At 70.5% G+C, this 16,037-nt stretch carries 14 protein-coding genes and 1 pseudogene; 8 read left to right on the forward strand and 7 right to left on the reverse strand.

Annotated features, from left to right (window positions below):
• Window positions 1-227 precede the first annotated feature (227 nt).
• Entirely contained in the window at window positions 228-644 is a 417-nt protein-coding gene (locus tag ACIQFZ_RS16960; RefSeq protein ID WP_383056822.1) for a transposase, read from the forward strand.
• Here ACIQFZ_RS16960 and ACIQFZ_RS16965 read toward each other — a convergent pair.
• On the reverse strand, window positions 587-1,912 hold the full coding sequence (locus tag ACIQFZ_RS16965) for a helix-turn-helix domain-containing protein (protein WP_402691546.1): 1,326 nt from the start codon (window positions 1,910-1,912) through the stop codon (window positions 587-589). The genes ACIQFZ_RS16960 and ACIQFZ_RS16965 overlap by 58 nt on opposite strands.
• 910 nt (window positions 1,913-2,822) lie before the next feature.
• Here ACIQFZ_RS16965 and ACIQFZ_RS16970 point away from each other — a divergent pair.
• A complete protein-coding gene (locus tag ACIQFZ_RS16970) occupies window positions 2,823-3,275 on the forward strand; it encodes a hypothetical protein (RefSeq protein ID WP_365416842.1) in 453 nt (150 codons plus the stop codon).
• 300 nt (window positions 3,276-3,575) lie between these two features.
• Window positions 3,576-3,866 (forward strand): hypothetical protein, encoded by a 291-nt coding sequence (locus ACIQFZ_RS16975; RefSeq protein WP_365416844.1) that lies wholly within the window; start codon window positions 3,576-3,578, stop codon window positions 3,864-3,866.
• A gap of 154 nt (window positions 3,867-4,020) precedes the next feature.
• Here ACIQFZ_RS16975 and ACIQFZ_RS16980 read toward each other — a convergent pair whose 3' ends face one another.
• Both ACIQFZ_RS16980 and ACIQFZ_RS16985 read right to left on the reverse strand, forming a co-directional pair.
• Window positions 4,021-6,330 (reverse strand): ABC transporter permease, encoded by a 2,310-nt coding sequence (locus ACIQFZ_RS16980; protein WP_402691547.1) that lies wholly within the window; start codon window positions 6,328-6,330, stop codon window positions 4,021-4,023.
• Window positions 6,327-7,034 (reverse strand): ABC transporter ATP-binding protein, encoded by a 708-nt coding sequence (locus ACIQFZ_RS16985; protein ID WP_402691548.1) that lies wholly within the window; start codon window positions 7,032-7,034, stop codon window positions 6,327-6,329. Before ACIQFZ_RS16985 ends, ACIQFZ_RS16980 begins: the two co-directional genes overlap by 4 nt.
• A 109-nt stretch (window positions 7,035-7,143) precedes the next feature.
• On the opposite strand from ACIQFZ_RS16985, the gene ACIQFZ_RS16990 reads away from it, so the two are divergent.
• From ACIQFZ_RS16990 to ACIQFZ_RS17000, 3 genes and pseudogenes are all read left to right on the forward strand, one after another.
• Window positions 7,144-8,058 carry a sensor histidine kinase gene (locus ACIQFZ_RS16990; protein ID WP_402691549.1) on the forward strand — a complete coding sequence of 305 codons (915 nt, stop codon included), beginning with the start codon at window positions 7,144-7,146 and terminating at the stop codon, window positions 8,056-8,058.
• On the forward strand, window positions 8,055-8,759 hold the full coding sequence (locus tag ACIQFZ_RS16995) for a response regulator (RefSeq protein ID WP_383056828.1): 705 nt from the start codon (window positions 8,055-8,057) through the stop codon (window positions 8,757-8,759). Before ACIQFZ_RS16990 ends, ACIQFZ_RS16995 begins: the two co-directional genes overlap by 4 nt.
• 23 nt (window positions 8,760-8,782) lie before the next feature.
• A pseudogene (locus ACIQFZ_RS17000) lies at window positions 8,783-8,950 on the forward strand (DNA/RNA helicase domain-containing protein); the annotation flags it as partial.
• A gap of 211 nt (window positions 8,951-9,161) precedes the next feature.
• Here the strand turns inward: ACIQFZ_RS17000 and ACIQFZ_RS17005 are convergent.
• Window positions 9,162-10,316 (reverse strand): serine hydrolase domain-containing protein, encoded by a 1,155-nt coding sequence (locus ACIQFZ_RS17005; protein WP_402691550.1) that lies wholly within the window; start codon window positions 10,314-10,316, stop codon window positions 9,162-9,164.
• 188 nt (window positions 10,317-10,504) lie between these two features.
• Between ACIQFZ_RS17005 and ACIQFZ_RS17010 the strand changes: the two genes are divergently transcribed.
• Together ACIQFZ_RS17010 and ACIQFZ_RS17015 are read left to right on the forward strand one after the other, a co-directional pair.
• Window positions 10,505-11,659, forward strand: coding sequence for a histidine kinase (locus tag ACIQFZ_RS17010; protein WP_402691551.1), 1,155 nt, complete (start codon window positions 10,505-10,507; stop codon window positions 11,657-11,659).
• Window positions 11,647-12,291, forward strand: coding sequence for a response regulator transcription factor (locus tag ACIQFZ_RS17015; RefSeq protein ID WP_365416856.1), 645 nt, complete (start codon window positions 11,647-11,649; stop codon window positions 12,289-12,291). Before ACIQFZ_RS17010 ends, ACIQFZ_RS17015 begins: the two co-directional genes overlap by 13 nt.
• A 501-nt stretch (window positions 12,292-12,792) precedes the next feature.
• Here the strand turns inward: ACIQFZ_RS17015 and ACIQFZ_RS17020 are convergent.
• The 3 genes from ACIQFZ_RS17020 to ACIQFZ_RS17030 all read right to left on the reverse strand — a co-directional run bounded on the left by ACIQFZ_RS17020 (window position 12,793) and on the right by ACIQFZ_RS17030 (window position 15,313).
• Entirely contained in the window at window positions 12,793-13,422 is a 630-nt protein-coding gene (locus tag ACIQFZ_RS17020) for a biliverdin-producing heme oxygenase (RefSeq protein ID WP_402691552.1), read from the reverse strand.
• Complete coding sequence (locus tag ACIQFZ_RS17025) at window positions 13,419-14,579, reverse strand: polyprenyl synthetase family protein (RefSeq protein ID WP_402691553.1); 1,161 nt, start codon at window positions 14,577-14,579, stop codon at window positions 13,419-13,421. Before ACIQFZ_RS17025 ends, ACIQFZ_RS17020 begins: the two co-directional genes overlap by 4 nt.
• Before the next feature lie 176 nt (window positions 14,580-14,755).
• A complete protein-coding gene (locus ACIQFZ_RS17030; protein ID WP_402691554.1) occupies window positions 14,756-15,313 on the reverse strand; it encodes a hypothetical protein in 558 nt (185 codons plus the stop codon).
• Window positions 15,314-16,037: the final 724 nt, after the last annotated feature.

The following is a 16,037-nucleotide window of genomic DNA, read 5'->3' on the forward strand; positions in this document are numbered from 1 at the left end:
ATAGTGGTAGGCGGGTTCCGGTGGTCGTGGCTCTCCCACTGACTGACGCCCTTCTGGGCTGTCTTCGCGTTGTTCTGTCCGGCCTTCGGGGTCTGTTCTGATGGCTTCGGCCGGGCGGAACATGACGTGATAGTCGAGCGCTTGGCCAGAAGGCCCTTCAATGTCCTGTCTGCGCCACCCGGCCGACGCCCACCTCCGGCTAGGAAGGCGTTTCCAGCATGGCGGCAGTGGCCGTAGAAGACACAGCCGACCAAGAGGTGTTCGGCGGGGTCGACTCCCACGCCGACACCCTTCACGTTGCTGTGATCAGCGACAACGGCGGTCACCTCGCAGACGCGGAGTTCAGCACCACCGCTGCCGGATACGCCGCGGCCCTGGCCTTCCTGACCGCGCACGGCAAGGTCATCGCGATCGGTGTGGAAGGCACCTCCTCCTACGGAACCGGCTTCACCCGCGCCGCCCGCTCCCAGGGGCACCGCGTGATCGAGGTCAACCGGCCCGACCGGGCCGAGCGCCGCCGCAGTGGCAAGTCCGACCCCATCGACGCCTACGCCGCCGCCCGCGCCGCCCTGTCCGGACGGGGCCTTCAGCCGTCGTACGGGACCCAGGCACGCTTGCCTGCGCGGTTTGTGCCGTACCAGTAGTGCGGTGCTCCCTTGATGCTGGTGGTGCGGAACGGGTGGCCGTGGTCGTCGATGCGGATCGTGCCGGTGCGGCCCTGGGAGGACCAGTCGAGTTCGAGGTACCAGCGGGCGTCGTAGAGTTGTGTCGCCGCGACGACCAGCAGCACCTCCGCGTCCTCGGCGGAGACGCGGTACGGGAAGTCCACGGCCGCGATGGCGTGTCCTGTGCCGGTGCCGCTCCTCGCACGGATGACAGGGCGGTCGGCATCGAGGTCCACGGTGAAGCGGCGGGGTGCCAGCTCGCTGCCGCAGCCCTGGTCCATGGCGTACGCGCTCCCGGCGGCCGGGTTGCCGCGGTTGGCGATGCGGACGCGCAGCGCCTCCAGGACCACGGCCGTGGACGACCGCCCCTGCACCGTGACCTGCACCAACGTCTGCCGCCCGGGCACTGCGCCCTGCGTCGCCGCCCACGGCCCGGCGTCCTGCTGCACCGGCGGTGGAGGCACCTGTGCGGGCGGCTTGTCGATGACGTAATCGTAGCTGCAGCCCATGTCCCAGACCTGGGAGTCGGCGCTCCAGGTGAGGGGCAGGCCGGTGGCCGGCTTCGCGGCCGAGGCGGGACCGCTGCCGGTGGCGGACGGGCCGGGGGCCTTCTGCGGGGGGCCGGGCGGCGCGGACCTCCGGGAAGGGGAGGGGGAGGCGGTGGCTGACGGTTTCGCCGGGCGGTGGGGTGCGCCGGGGGCGGTCGTCCGCGGGCCGGCGGAGCCGGAGGCGTCCGCCTCAAGGGAGTGGCCGCCCGACAGGACGGACACGCTGCCCGCAGCAGCGAGCAGTGCGCAGGCGGCAGCGGTGGACGCCAGGATCCGTCGGCGGCGGTACCGGGGGCGGGGAGGGGGGGAGGGGACGGGCCTGTCCGGGTCGGGATCGTTCCCGGGCTGCTCCGCGGGACCGCTCTCCTCGGCGAGCGCCCGGTCCGGGACCGCTGCGGGTGGCGGGATCGCTGCGGGTGGCGGTGCCGAAGCGGCCGTACGCGCCCGCTGCCGAGCCGCCACCACCGACAGCCACAGCCGGTGCAGTTCGAGCCGCTCCTGCGGTGTCGCCTCGCAGAAGGCCGCGAGCCGCTCCACGGGCGCGAAGTCCTGAGGCACCGCCTCGCCCGCGCAGTACCGGTGCAGTGTGGAGGTGTTCATGGTGAGGCGGCGGGCCAGGGAACCGTAGCTGCGGTCCGTGCGGTCCTTCAGCCGGCGCAGCAGCGCCGCGAACTCCTCGGCATCGTCTCGAATCGGCACTGTTCCCCCGTTGTCCGCCTGCGATCCCGCATCCCAGACACTCACATACCTGCACGTCAGATGGGCTGGGATGGTTCCACCGTCGCCAAGAGGGCGTCAGTCGTTGCGCGGGGCTGCGGTGACCGCCGATGCTCTGGGTGTCGCACCGACCAGGGCCGGACCGGCCAACTGGCGGCAGGCGACGTCCGAGACGCATGCACTGCACTCATGCGTTCACCGCACTCATTCACGGGGGGACAGTCATGCGTGAGCGCACCCGAGCAGGTCCGCTCCTCGCAGGCGCCGTCACGGGTCTGGCCGTGGCGCTCGCCGGACCGGCCGCCGCCGCTTTGGAGGTGCCTGGCTTTCCTGGCGGCCGCGGACCTGCCGCCGCGCTCCATCTCGTCTTGGACGGCCGGCAAGGTCACCGCCGGCGTAGCGGCCGCGGACCTGCCGCCGCACCGGCCTGGACACGAACGCCCGGCGGATCACCGTGGTCCTGCCCGGGACCTGCTGGGCGAAGCAGCCGGCCTCGTGGCTGAACGGGGGCATCACGTCCTGCGCGACCGCACCGAGCGGCGGGGCCCGGGCACCGAGGCCACCGGCAAGGACTGCGGAAGCTGTCCGTCGAGGAGGGCTCCCGCGTCTGCGGTGTTCTCACCGAGACCTCCTGGGGTGCGGGCGACGTCCGCCTGCTGTCGGTCGGCCGGGACGGCCGCATCGTCAGGGTCTTGCACGGGGCGCAGTTCGGCGGCTTCGAGGGCGCTCCGGTGAAGGCTTTCCAGCAGACGGCCGCCAAGGCCGCGGACAGGCTCCGCTGACGGGGCCGTCCGGGGCCCTCCTCCCGTCACGGGGTCGGAGGGGCGGCCCGGAACCGACCAGCACAGCCCGGCCATTCGGCCATTCGACCATTCGAAAACGGAGAACAGACATGAACAGTAAGACCCGCACCGCTCTCGTCGCCGGCGTCCTCACCGTCGGTCTCGGTCTCGGCACCGCCGTCCAGGCCTCCGCCGGGACCCCGCGCAGCGTCAGCGGCAAGCCGTCCGACAACCTCACCCGCGTCGCCGACTTCTACGGCGCCTACATCGACGCGCTGATCGACGAGGACAGCGGCCACCTCGGGAAGGCCCTGCGCAGCCACTACCTCACCGCCGGCTTCCAGAAGAAGCTGAACGCCTGGGAGGCGAAGAACCACGCCAACGGCGTCCTGCGCGCCCAGAACGTGCCGCTCGCCTGGAAGGTCGCCGACAACGGCAGCATCGGCCGCAACACCGAGGCCGTCGTCACTTTGACCTTCAGCTCGGGGAAGAAGAAGCTCTTCGTCGATGTGAACCGCGGCCACCAGGTCTTCCGCATCGACACCAAGAGCCTCCGCAAGTAGCGCAGCACTCCTGCCTGGGCCACTGCGTTGCCGATCCGAGGCAGTGGCCCGGGCAGGCGTCTGTGCGGAGCGGGGGAATGCGCGTGTCAAGCCCCGGTCAACGCCCCGGAAGACGTTGTGGGTGCGGGGGAGCGGGGACGTTCGTGCGCCAGGAGATCGTCGGTCAGCTCTTGGCCCGGTACGGTTGTATCGGCCGTAGGCAAAATGCCCTGCAAAACGCCCTGTTGGAGATTCAGACGTGGCGATTCCATGCCTTGGGCCACGAGCTGAGGCCGCCGATCTGCAGCGGAGGGAGAACCGATGAGTGCCGCCCACCGTGGCAAACGCCGTGGCGCGCTGTCGCCCCGCGCATGGATCGTGCTCGCGGCGTCCGTCGGGTCGATCGCACTCTCCGGCGCGGCCCTGTCGGCCACGGTCCCGGACGCGGGCGGCTCCGACGGTGTGGTCGTGCACCGCGAGACGGCGTCCCCCGAGGAGATCCTCGAGTACTGGACTCCGGAGCGGATAAAACAGGCGAAGCCCGCCGAGATGCCGGTGCAGCCGGTGGAGTGCGTGGGCTGGAAAGGGTTCGTCCGTCCGCACTGCTGGTGATCCAAACCGAAGGGTGCACACTGCAGCTGAGGGCCGGCGCATGGTGCGGAACTTCTCCAAGCTGATGCGCGGGCCCCGACGGATGATGCCGCCGGGGCCGCGGCTGCCGGCTCGGCGAGGTCCGGCGCGCACCGCTCAACCCGCGCCAGCGGCCTCACTCGTTGCGCAGCGCCTCCGCCACAGTCAGCCGTGCCGCGCCCCGTGCCGGGATGTACGCGCCCAGGACCGCGATCGCGACGCCCGACAGGGCCAGGAGAGCGAGGGTGCCGGCCCGCCAGACGTCCGTCATGAAGGTGGGCAGGACGATGTCCACGGCGTCCGCCATCCGCGGCACCACCAGGTCGTAGCCCGCGATGCCCAGGGGGACACCGAACAGGGAGCCGACCGCGCCGAGCAGCGCCATCGACGTCACCACCATCACGGTTACCTGACGCGGTGTCATGCCGATCGACTTCAGCATGCCCAGGTCGCGGCGGCGGTCGCGGGTGTTGAGGACCGCCGTGTTGAGGACGCCGAGGGAGGCCACCACGGCGAGCATCGCGGTGAGCAGCGCCGCGGAGCCGACGATGGTTTGGGTGACGGTGTTCGGGCCTTGCGGCACCGGGTCGATGCCGCGGTCGACGGCCCTGGCGGCGCGCGCGTAGGCGGCCGGGTCGGCGCCGTCGCGCAACGCGATCAGGTACGCGATGGGCTTCTCGCCCGGGGACAGCGCCGTCAACGTCGACCAGTCGGTGAAGACCAACTGGCCGTTGGTGTCCATGGACTCGCCGACGACGACCGCCTTCTCCCGGCGGTCGCCCTTCTCCAGGACGAGACGGTCACCGACCCGCAGGCCGTGCCGGTGCAGAAAGGCCGAGGGGGCCACGACCTCGCCGGTACGGCGCGTCCACCGGCCTTCGACGAGCACGGTGTCCGACTGCGGCCGGTCACCGCGGCGCCCTTCGATCATCACCGACCGCACCGAGCCGGCGATACGGGCCTCCGCGACCCCCCGCGCGGTGACGCCGCCGGCGCCGGGCAGCGAGCGAAGCAGCGACTGGAGCGCGAGGTCCCCGTGCTCCGGCTCGATCACCTTGCCGTGTTCGGCCCTGCTCGCATACACCGAGACCTGGTAGGCGTCCCGTCCCGCGTTCCCGAACCTGGTCATCGTCGTGCCCAGGCCGGTCGTGAACGTCACGGTGGCCACCCCGAGGACCACGGCGGCGAGCGTGAGGCCGCTGCGGCCCGGCCGGGCGAACGGCAGGCCCATCCCCAGGCTCACCGACCGCGGCAGCCCGCTGCCCGCCAGCCGGCGCTGGATGCCCAGCGCCCGCCCGGCGCGCGGGGCGCTGCCCGCGCTGATCGCCCGCGCCGCTGACAGCCGGTGCGCACGCGACGCCGGAACGAGCGCGGCGAGCACGCAGACGGCGGGCATGCCGAGCAGTGCGAGCACGTTCACCCAGGGCGCGATGCCGACGCTGCGGTGGAACATCCCCGCGTCCGGCCCCATGAACACGAACTCCAGGAGGGGGCGCGCCAGCAGATTGCCGACGACGGTGCCGATCACGCAGCCCACGACCGCGGGGACGGAGACCATCGTGAGGTAGACGGCGACGACCTGTCCCGGCGTGAACCCGAGGGCCTTGAGGATGCCGATGTGCCGGAAGCCGGAGATCACCGCGCCGCTCACCACGTTGCCGACGATGAGCACCGCCACCACGATGCCGAGAATCCCGAACGCCATCAGGTACGGGGCGTAGGCCCGCGCCGAACTCCCCACCTGGCTCTTGAGCGTGAGATACGACTGGGAGGCGGTGAGGGCGTCCTTGGGCAGTTCCGCGGTCACCGCGGACAGGTCCGCGCGGAGCCGGCTCTCGGAGGAGGCGTCCGTGAAGCGGAACAGCATCTGGGTGGCGGTCGGGTGCAGGGCCGGCATCTGGCCGGGTGCGACCCAGGCGTCCGCGGTGCGGCTCATGTCGAAGCCGAACCCGACGATGGTGAGGGTCGGCCCCGAGGGAACCTTGATCCGCTCGCCGAGGTCGTGGGGCGTCCAGTCCGACTGCCGGTTCACGACGATCTCACCGGGCCGGGTGGCCCAGCGGCCCGCCCACAGGTCCACCCGGTCCACCGGGCCCCCGGGACCGGGACGGCCCACGACCGTGACCGCGCCGGGAAGGCCGTGCGCGCCGTCCCTCGGCAGGTCGAGCACGGCCTGCGCGAAGGGTCCGGCGGCGGCCTCGACCCCGGGCCGGCGAGCCGCCCGCGTCAACTGCGCGTCCGAGACCTTGGCGGGATCGAACGCGGCGACGACATGGGGGCCGTGCTGCTGGGCGAACGCCTTGTCGAACGGGGCGGACGCCGAGTCGACCAGGCCGAGCGCGACCACGATCGCCCCGGTCGAGGTCAACGTGACCAGCCAGATGACGATCGACTGGAGCCTGCGCCGCCGCACGGCCGCGTGCGCGGCCCGCCACACCGCCCTCATGCGGACGGCTCCAGGGCGTGCTCGCCGGCCACCCGGCCGTCGGCGAGGAGGACGAGCCGGCTGGCGCAGCGCCGCGCGAGGTGCTCGTCGTGCGTGACCAGGATCAGTGTCTGGCCGATCTGGTTCAGGTCGAGCAGCAGGTCCATCACCTGCTCGCCGGAGCGGCTGTCCAGGGCGCCGGTCGGTTCGTCCGCCAGCAGCAGGGCGGGACGGTTCATCAACGCCCTGGCCACAGCGACGCGTTGCCGTTCTCCGCCGCTGAGTACGGCGGGATAGGCGTTCCGGCGCTCGCCGATGCCGAGTTCCTCGAAGAGTTCCAGGGCGCGGCGGCGGGCCTGCCGGGCCGGGGTGCCGGTCAACTGCGCGGCCAGGGCGACGTTGTCCAGGGCGGACAGGTCGTCGATGAGGTTGAAGAACTGGAAGACCATGCCGATCCGCCGCCGCCGGTACAGGGCCAGCCCCTTTTCGCTCAGCTTCCCGACGTTCTCCCCGTGCACCCGGACCGTGCCGCCCGTCGGTCGGTCGAGGCCCGAAATCATGTTGAGCAGGGTGGACTTGCCGCATCCCGAGGGTCCCATCACCGCGACCGCCTCCCCGGCCCGGATCTCGAGCGACACCCCGTCCAGTGCCGTCGTCCCGCCGTACTCCTTGCGCACACCGTCGAGTTGTACGACGGCCTCTCCGCTGCTGTCCTCAGTGACCATGCACGGGACGCTAGGCGAAGACACGTGCGTGGACATCGCCCCCTGGATGGCACTCCGACCCGCACCTCATCCTCCGGATGCAGGCCCATGGATCCGCAGGCTGATGCGGATGGGGCGCCGTTCTGCGAAGGTGGCCTCCGTGTGGGAGTGGGAGCCGGACGCCCTGGTGGCGGCGCTGGGGGTGACGTGCGCGGCCGCCGGATGGCTGGCGGTGGCGCTGGTGCGTACGAGGCGCCGCTGGCGGACCGCCGTGGGAGAACGCGGCTGGCTGCTGGAGCGGGAGCGGGCGAGCGCCGCCCGTACCGCGGTGGCGGCCGAACGCGACCGCATCGCCCGTGAGTTGCACGACATCGTCAGCCACAACGTCAGCCTCATGGTGGTTCAGGCCGGGGCCGCGAGGGAGGTGCTGGACACCATGCCGGACGAGGCCGCGGCGGCCCTGCGGGCCGTGGAGGACGCGGGGCGCGGCGCGATGACCGACCTGCGGCATCTGCTGGGCCTGCTGGCGCCGTCGCAGAGCGGCGAGGACACGGACTACGAGGATCTGGTCGAGGGCGTGGAGGGCGACCCCGGAGCCACGGGGCCGGCGCCGCAGCCCGGCCTCGACCGGCTCGGCCCGCTCGTCGACCGGATCTCGTTCGCCGGACTGCCCGTGGACGTACGGATCTCCGGCGAGCCGCGCCCGTTGCCCGAGGGCGTCGACGTGACCGCCTACCGCATCATCCAGGAGGCGCTGACCAACGCGCTCAAACACGGCGACGGCGGCAAGGCCGAGGTGACCGTGCGATACGCGGACCACGCCCTGCGGGTGGAGGTGCTGAACACCGGCCCGAGCGTGCTGACCGGCACCGCGCCCGCGCGGCCCGCCTCGACACCGGCCGCCCCGCGACACGGGGACGGCACGGGCCGCGGACTTCTCGGTCTGCGGGAGCGGGTCGCGGTGTACGGAGGAGACCTGGACGCCCGCCGCCGCCTCGGGGGCGGCTACCGGGTGAGGGCACGCATCCCCCTGGACCGCCCATGACGACGGCCGCAGCAGGGCCCGCCCCCCGCGTCCTCATCGCCGACGACCAGACCCTCATCAGAACCGGCTTCCGGCTGATCCTGACCGCCCGCGGCATCGAGGTCGTGGGCGAGGCGGCAGACGGCGCGGAGGCGCTGGCGGCGGCAGGCGAACTCAGGCCGGACGTCGTCCTGATGGACATCCGCATGCCGAACATGGACGGCCTCGAAGCCACCCGCCGCATCCTCGAACGGCTCCCCGACTGCCGGGTCCTCATCCTGACCACCTTCGACCTGGACCGCTACGTCTACACCGCGCTGTCCATCGGGGCCAGCGGCTTCCTGCTGAAGGACGTCACCCCGGAACACCTGGCGGCGGCCGTACGCCTCGTCGACACCGGCGACGCCCTGCTGGCCCCGTCCATCACCCGCCGACTGGTCGAACGCTTCGCCTCGGACTCCACCCGCACACCCGCCGTCCACACCGACCTGGCCACACTGACCCCTCGAGAACTGGAAGTCCTGACCCTTCTGGCCCGCGGCCTCTCCAACGCCGAACTGGCCACCGAACTGACCCTGAGCGAGGCCACGGTGAAGTCCCACGTGGCCCGCATCTTCGCCAAGCTGGCACTCCGGGACCGGGCGCAGGCGGTGGTGCTTGCGTATGAGACGGGGCTGGTGCGGCCGGGGGATTCCGGGGCGAGTAGATCTTCGGGCCCGTGACCGGGCGCATGGCACACGCGGTGGTGTCCCGCCTCTCTGGCCACCGACGCGAGCGTGAGGTGCGGGACCTCTTCAAGTACTTCGACAGCTTCATGACAGCCGAGAAGAACACCCTCGACGTCCTTGTCTGCGAGGAGGCCCACCGCATCCGCGAAACCTCCGCCAACCGCTACACCCCGGCGGCCCGCCGTGAGATCAGACGTGGAGCTGAGTGGTTGGCTCCGGAAGTCCTTCGGGGGTTGACTCCGGAGCCGGAGTTGCGGCTATCGACCAGCCAGGCGATGTAGTCAAGATGACGCCGGATCCGCTGCGGGAGTGCGAACGTCGCCGTCGCCGCCCGGCCTTCCTGATTCCGGACCGTGCGCCGCGCAGATGTCCCGTACCCGCTCCATGCGGAGGACCTCAACGCCGCTGATGGTCGGCGTTCGGAGTCGCGCACAGGGCGTCGTCGATCAGCTTGCTTGCGGCCTGTTCCACGTGCAGGACGTCGTCCGCCGATTGGACGAACACGCCTGACAACGAGACTGTGACGCTGCGCCGGCCGTCGGCGGTGACACCGTCGGCGGTGATCCACCCGGAATCGCCGCCCTCGTGGCCCCAGTACGTGCCGCCGCACGACAGTGGGCGCGAGAAGAGTCCCAGCCCATCACGGACGCCCGGCATGAGCTGCTCGAACTCCTTGCTGACCGGGCTGGTCCGTTTCATCTGCGTCAGCTGCGCCGGGGCCAGGAGCCGGCCGCCGAGCAGTGCGCGGAAGAATCGGTTGATATCGGCGGTGGTGGAGACGAGTCCGGCCTCTCCATTGGTGCCCGAGCCGACCTGCTCGGTGACGTCCACGGGCGGTTCGCCGGGCTTGAACCTTTGGTAGGTCTCGGCGTGTGGCTGGGGCAGCTTGGGTGAAGTACCCGGCCAGAAGGTGTGCTTGAGGCCGAGCGGCCGGACGATCCGATCCTGTACCTCCTGATGCCAGGGATGTCCGGTGACCCGCTGGATGATCATGCCGAGCAGGACGTAGCCGGTGTTGGAGTAATTCCAGTCCTTGCCGGGCTGGAAGTCCGGCCGGTGGCGCATCGCTCGGCCGACGGTCTGCTCGGGGGTGTAGGTGTCGTATCGGTGCTGGTAGAAGTTCTTCGCCGAGGCGTAGTCGGGGTAGTCGTCGTGAAGGCCGCTGGTGTGCTGGAGCAGTTGGCGGATGGTGATCGCGCGGCCGTCATTGCCGTTTCCGGAGACCACGCCGGGCAACCATCGCTCGACCGTGTCGTTCAGGGAGAGCTTGCCGTCGCCGGCGAGTTGCAGGATCACGGTGGCCACGAACGCCTTGGTGACGCTGGCTATCCGGAAGTAGCCGTTCGAGGGGATCGGCCGCCGGGCCGTCAGGTCGGCGACGCCGCTGGTGGCGGTCAGGTTCCGGCCGTCAGGGGTGACCAGGCGGGCCTGCACCCCCGTCACGCCGAGTGCGGTGATGGCGTCGGCGTCGCGCCGAAGCTGGGCCTGGTCGTCGTGCTGTTTGGCGGCCCTCGCGCCGGACGTACAACTGGTGGAAAGGGTTGCGGCCACGATGGCGGCCAGGGCCAGGTTTCGTCGGATGGATCGCCCGCGCCGCCGTGGTGAATGAATCGGTGAACTCGTCATGGGCGTTGACGCTAGATCTGGCAGGGGGAAGCGGACGATACAGCTCACCAGTGAGAACAAGGGGTAGTGGGCTGTAGTGCCAGGCTCGGTCGCCATGGCTCAGACTTGTGCGAATGAACCACCATGAGGCCAGTCGGCTTTCGGCGATGTGGCGCGGTCTGGGTTATCTAGTGGGAAGCCTGTTCACCGCTGCGGTCGCCCTGTTCGCGCTACCCGTACTCATCGTCCCGATGATGGCTCGCGCTTGGGCGTCCTGGCATCGTCGCCGCGCCGACCGGCTGCTGCTTTCTCCGCGTTCTGGTCCCGTCCGTGTCGGTACGTGGCGTGTTCTCGGGTGGCTGTGCACATGCATCGTGACCAGTCTGGTGTTCGGGCTCGTCGTGGTGCTGTGCGCAGGTAACGCGGTGGCCACGGCCATCACGGTGCCCTTGTGGTGGGCGTTGCCCGCCGGCACCCGCGCGGGCGGCTTCGCCGCCGGTGTTCCACTGTCCGGCTGGGGCACGGCGTTGACCCTGGGGACCGCACAAATCGTCATCTTCGCGGCCCTGACCTACTGGCTGGTTCCACTGCTGGCGCGCCTACACGCCCGGATCTGTGTTGCGTTGCTGTCCCCCTCGGCCACCGAGAGGTTGACGCAGCGTGTGGAGACGCTGACCGAGACGCGGACCGACGCCATGAACGCGCACGGCGCGGAACTCCGCCGGATCGAACGTGACCTGCACGACGGCACCCAGGCCCGGCTGGTGGCCATCGCGATGCGGCTGGGCCTGGCCCGTGAGTCGCTGAGCGAGGACCCCCAGACGGTGGCCAGACTCTTGGAGGAAGCGCATGAGAGCACCGAGGAGGCCATGGCGGAGCTTCGTGTGGTGATCCGGACGATCTACCCGCCGGTCCTCGCCGATCGCGGCCTCGCCGGGGCGCTGGCCGCGCTGGGGACCCGATCGGCGATCGACACCACCCTCGATATCGGCGATCTCGGCACGATCCCCGCCGCGGTCGAGGCCGTGGCCTACTTCACGATCGCCGAGGCGCTCACCAATGCTGCCAAGCACAGCCAGGCCACCCGGACCACCGTCCGCGTCGCACGCGACGGTGACCGGCTGTCGATCGAGGTCACCGACGACGGAGTCGGCGGCGCCGACGAGACGCTGGGTACCGGCATCGCCGGAATCCGCCACCGTGTCCTGGCGCTCGACGGCACCGTCCACATCCACAGCCCCAGCGGCGGCCCGACCACGATCACTGTGAGCCTGGCATGCGGGTCGTGATCGCCGAGGACAACGTCCTGCTGTCCAATGGGCTGGAACTCCTGCTGACCGCCAAGGGCTTTCACGTCGCCGCGATCACCCAGGACGCCCCCGGCTTCGTCGCTGCCGTCACCGAACACCGACCGGACGTCACCATCGTCGACGTACGGCTACCGCCAACCTTCCGCGACGAGGGCATCCACGCCGCCATCCACGCCCGCCGCCGGCACCCCGGCCTGCCCGTGCTCGTCCTCTCCCAATACGTCGAGCAGCAGTACGCCGGCGAGCTGATCTCCGATGGACGCGGCGGCATCGGCTACCTTCTCAAGGACCGGGTGAGCCGGGTGAGCGAGTTCATCGACGCGCTGCGGCGGGTCGCCGCCGGCGGTACCGTCATGGACCCCGAGGTGATCAGGCAGCTCCTCACCCGTCACGCCCACGACCCGATTGCCGCCCTCACGCCACGCGAACGCGAAGTTCTCGCCCTGATGGCCGAAGGAAAGGACAACGCCACGATCGCGGCCCGGCTCGTCATCACCGAGAACGCCGTCCACAAGCACATCGGCAACATCTTCGCCAAGCTCGGCCTCTCGCCGGCCGACAGCGGTCACCGCCGCGTCCTCGCAGTCCTCACCTATCTAAGCCGCCACTAACCAAGTCGTTTGCGTTGGAAGTCATTCGGGGGTTGACCCCGGAGCCGGCAGCCTGCCTGTCGCTGTGTCAGATGCCGAAGGCGACGAGGTAAAGGCCGCCGGCACAATCCAGGGCGTCCTCGGGGCTGCCGACGAAGGTGCCCGTGGGCAGGATGGCGTCTTCGTGCTTATCGGTGCTGGCGACGTAGCGAGCGAAGCCCGCTTGATGGTCTCACCGTCTGGCAGCTCGCCGTCGACGTAGGCGAAGGTGCCGCGGCGGCGCACATGTACGGCGGCCAGCTGGGGCGAGTGGCAGAGTCACGACCGTGGCCGGGGACGAGGCCCTTGCCCGGGGCCGGCGCCGTGGCGTCCCCGTGCCCGGACGAGCACGAGGTCAGCAGGACGGCTGCCAGCAGGACCGGTGCCGCGCGCCGCGCGGCTGCGGCTGAAGGCATGAGTATGCCCCCGGTGATCGACTTGTGGTGGTCACTGCCCAACAGCTCGACCGGTATCAGCGCCGGTTCACGGGCCCGGGGCGAGGCCTACGGACAGGGCTTCGGTCATCGCGGCGATGTGGTGGTAGGCCCGGTGGGCGGCGGTGATGACGCGGCCTTGCGCCTCCGGCTCGGAGAGTGCCTGGTTCATACGGGCTGTGAAGCGCGCCCAGCGGTCACGGTCGCCGCTGCCGTAGTAGGCCGTGCCGTCCGCATCGCTCAGCCGGTAGGCCGTGGTGACGTACTGGCGCAGTACCAGGCCGCCGAGCGTGGAGCCTTCCAGGACGTACAGGAACCCGAGCAGAGTCTGAGGGGCCGATACCGCGGTGTGCCGGATCTCCTGTGCGAAGGCCGCTGTCTCTCCGGCTGCCCAGGGCTTCGGATGGACGTCGGACTCGGCGAAATACCGCAAGTCGCGCTCGATGAGGGGGAGTTTGACCAGGTCCGCCGACCACACCCGGTCGACGGACGGGCTTGCGGCGCGTGACAGTTCGCCTTCGAGCGTCTCCAGGACCACGCGGTAGGCGGCGAGTTGCCCGACGTACCGGTCGAGCGGGAGCGTCCCGGCGACCATCGCGGTGGCGAACCCGCTGGTTTCCAAGGCATCGTGCCATGCCCGGGTGCTCGCGCGCAGGCGCTCGACCACCGCGGCCGTCATGCGCCGCTCCGCTGCCGAACCGTCTGGTGGAGGCGGTCGATGAGGTGTCCCTTGCGTTCGATCGTCAGGTCGAAGTACGCCGCGCTGCGGTCGGAGCGGCACACGCGGTGCACGGCCTCCTTTGCCGCACGCTTCAGTTCGACCGCTTCGGCGGCGAGCGCGAGGAGGGTGTGCTCCAGCATGGGATGGCCGAGGACGAACGACTTCATCCGGTCACCGTCCAGTTCGCCCGAGGCACGCTGTGCGGGCGGCGCGGAGTCGAGGAGTTCTAGGAAGACACGGTTGCTCAGTCCGTCGAAGTCCTCGTGGGTGTTGGCCCCGCCGAGTTCGGGCACGACGTCGGTCAGGTCGTTGAACAGCTGGCTCGCCAGCCCGAGCTTGCGCATGGCGTCGTCCAGTGTGCGCCGCTCGTCCTCGACGACGTGCAGGGCTGCGATCGCCGCGTCGAGCGGCATCCAGAACAACGTCCCGGTCTTGAGCGCGGCCATCGACGCCCAGAAGTCCACCCGCACATCGTGGGGCGCGTCCACCAACTCGGCGCGGGTGCGCGCCGACCGCGTGGCCATGTCGACGGCCTGGCCGGTGAAGCCGTTGCCGACCGCCTGCACCAGGCTGCCCACGACCGTCGGATCGGCTGCGTGCCGCAGTGCGGCCGTGATCAGCCAGGAACCGGTGTTGAGGGCGAGCGGTACGCCGTGGGTGACGTGGAGCGAGGCCTCACCGTAGCGGACGTCGCTGCCGTCCTGGATGTCGTCGAGTGCGACCGCGGCCTTCAACAGGATCCGCACCGCCACCGCCGCGCGGCGGATCACCGCCAGGTCGGCCGAGGAAGCCTCGTCCCCGACCTCGTCGGGGAAGCCACGGTAGTTGCGGTACGCCCAGTACACCATCGAAGGGCGCAGTGGTGCCCTGGTGCCGCCGGGCGCCCCGGCAGCGGGCGGCATCGCCTCCTGCCCTACCTTGGATCCGACGGCATCCGCGACCGGCTCGTACAACGCATGCCGTAACGCCCCGTCGTACACCGATGCCGACCCCGGGCCTCCGAGCGCCGGTGCGACGGTCAACGAGCCGAGGAACTCGGCCAGGTCGTCCTCCAGCAGTGCCGCGTCACTGCGCACCACCACTTCCACTCCGGTCAGGCCCACCGTGGCAGTCACTCCCACCTCCGCGATGCACAACGCTCGACGCGGAGAAGGATGATCGTAACGGCCGGGCGCCACAAGTACTACAACCGGAGATCTTGTGGGTTGGCGATGGGCGGCGCTGGTCCCTTGCTGCTCGGGGTCCACGTCGGGCGGCGTGATCGTGTTCGCAGGAGTGATCAACACGCACGTCATCGGCTCGGCGTCGGGGTGTTGGCGTTCCGCGCGTGGAGTGTCAACTGTCCTTCTCCAGTGACCCGCAGGTGGGCCTGGGGGCCGCCGGGAGTGCAGTTTCGGCCGTTGGGACGGACCACTTGGGGAGTGACGCGGATCCGTTCACGGAGCACAGGGGCACCGTTCTGGTTCCTGAGTACGACGGTGACGTCCACCGGCTTTGCCGGCAGGCTGTTCAGGCCGACGAAAACATGACGTTCGTCCGGATCCGATGTGTGAGTGGGGCTCGCTGCAGGGCTTTCCGCCGCTGCGGCGGATTCGGTCGACATGACGGGGTCTCCCGCCGACAGCCCGCTCTGCTGGTACATCCCATGCCCGAAGGGACGCTCCTGGCACGCGCCGTCCCAGCAGGCCGTGAGTGTTGCCTCAGACACTGTATTCGCGATCGCCGGGACGATATCGACACTGATTCCAGCTGGTGTGGCTTCCAGGGTGCAGATGTGACGGTTGTCCAGGTGAGCGAAGGCGAATATCACCGAGCAGAGCACCGTCGTTGCACCAAGCAGTCCCAGCACGGCCCAGAGCGCGTACGGCCGGTGCTTCTTCGGCGGCTTCTGCGCCGGGCGGGCAGAGGGCGGTAAGACTGGGGTATTACTCAAGACTTTGTCTCCCGGGCAGACGGGGTGCGGGACGGGACCAGCACCCTAGCCGCCTCGCAGCGTCGCGGTGACCGAGCCCTTGGTCAACCTGATCTCCCTGCTCAGGTACGGATGCTCAGGCCCGGTTGAGCGATCGTGCGGACGTTACTCAATACACCCCGCCCCGTATCGTCTGGGCCAGGTCAGGCATTGCCAGCGGTTGATGCCCACGGTGGCGAAGAGGGCCAACTGGTCCGAGTCGCCCGCGAACAGGACCTGGGAGTTCTCCGGGCAGAACAACGGTGCCGTGGCGAGCAAGGCGTCCGAGCGCCTCCCGCAGCCCGACCCCGGCCCTGAGCGGCAGGGCCGGGCCGGGCCGCAGGAGGTGATGCCATGTCAGCGGCGAGGCACTCGAACCGTAATCGCGGAGCTCTCGCGATTGGCGCGGTCCACCGACGTGACCGTGTACGTCGCGCCCTCCGGAGCCGCCGGAGCGGTCCACTCGGTGTGGCGGGCGCCCGCGAGTACGGCCACGAGGCCGGCGTCGTCGGCGGTGTGCTGCCGCAGGGCGTACAGCGCGGGGACGTGGTTGCCGCGGGAGCGCACCTCGATCCGGATCCCGCCGTCGGCCGTCCGGGCAGCTGACGCGAGCGGGGGCAGT

Origin of the sequence: Streptomyces sp. NPDC093064, from assembly GCF_044754605.1 — a bacterium.
Taxonomy (GTDB): Bacteria; Actinomycetota; Actinomycetes; order Streptomycetales; family Streptomycetaceae; genus Streptomyces.

Excerpts from the sequence above, each read along its gene's own strand:
- ACIQFZ_RS16970 (WP_365416842.1), top strand. The coding sequence starts at position 2,823 with ATGAACAGTAAGACCCGCACCGCTCTCGTCGCCGGCGTCCTCACCGTC.
- ACIQFZ_RS16975 (WP_365416844.1), top strand. The coding sequence starts at position 3,576 with ATGAGTGCCGCCCACCGTGGCAAACGCCGTGGCGCGCTGTCGCCCCGC.
- ACIQFZ_RS16980 (WP_402691547.1), bottom strand. The coding sequence starts at position 6,330 with ATGAGGGCGGTGTGGCGGGCCGCGCACGCGGCCGTGCGGCGGCGCAGG.
- ACIQFZ_RS16985 (WP_402691548.1), bottom strand. The coding sequence starts at position 7,034 with ATGGTCACTGAGGACAGCAGCGGAGAGGCCGTCGTACAACTCGACGGT.
- ACIQFZ_RS16990 (WP_402691549.1), top strand. The coding sequence starts at position 7,144 with ATGGGGCGCCGTTCTGCGAAGGTGGCCTCCGTGTGGGAGTGGGAGCCG.
- ACIQFZ_RS16995 (WP_383056828.1), top strand. The coding sequence starts at position 8,055 with ATGACGACGGCCGCAGCAGGGCCCGCCCCCCGCGTCCTCATCGCCGAC.
- ACIQFZ_RS17010 (WP_402691551.1), top strand. The coding sequence starts at position 10,505 with ATGAACCACCATGAGGCCAGTCGGCTTTCGGCGATGTGGCGCGGTCTG.
- ACIQFZ_RS17015 (WP_365416856.1), top strand. The coding sequence starts at position 11,647 with ATGCGGGTCGTGATCGCCGAGGACAACGTCCTGCTGTCCAATGGGCTG.
- ACIQFZ_RS17020 (WP_402691552.1), bottom strand. The coding sequence starts at position 13,422 with ATGACGGCCGCGGTGGTCGAGCGCCTGCGCGCGAGCACCCGGGCATGG.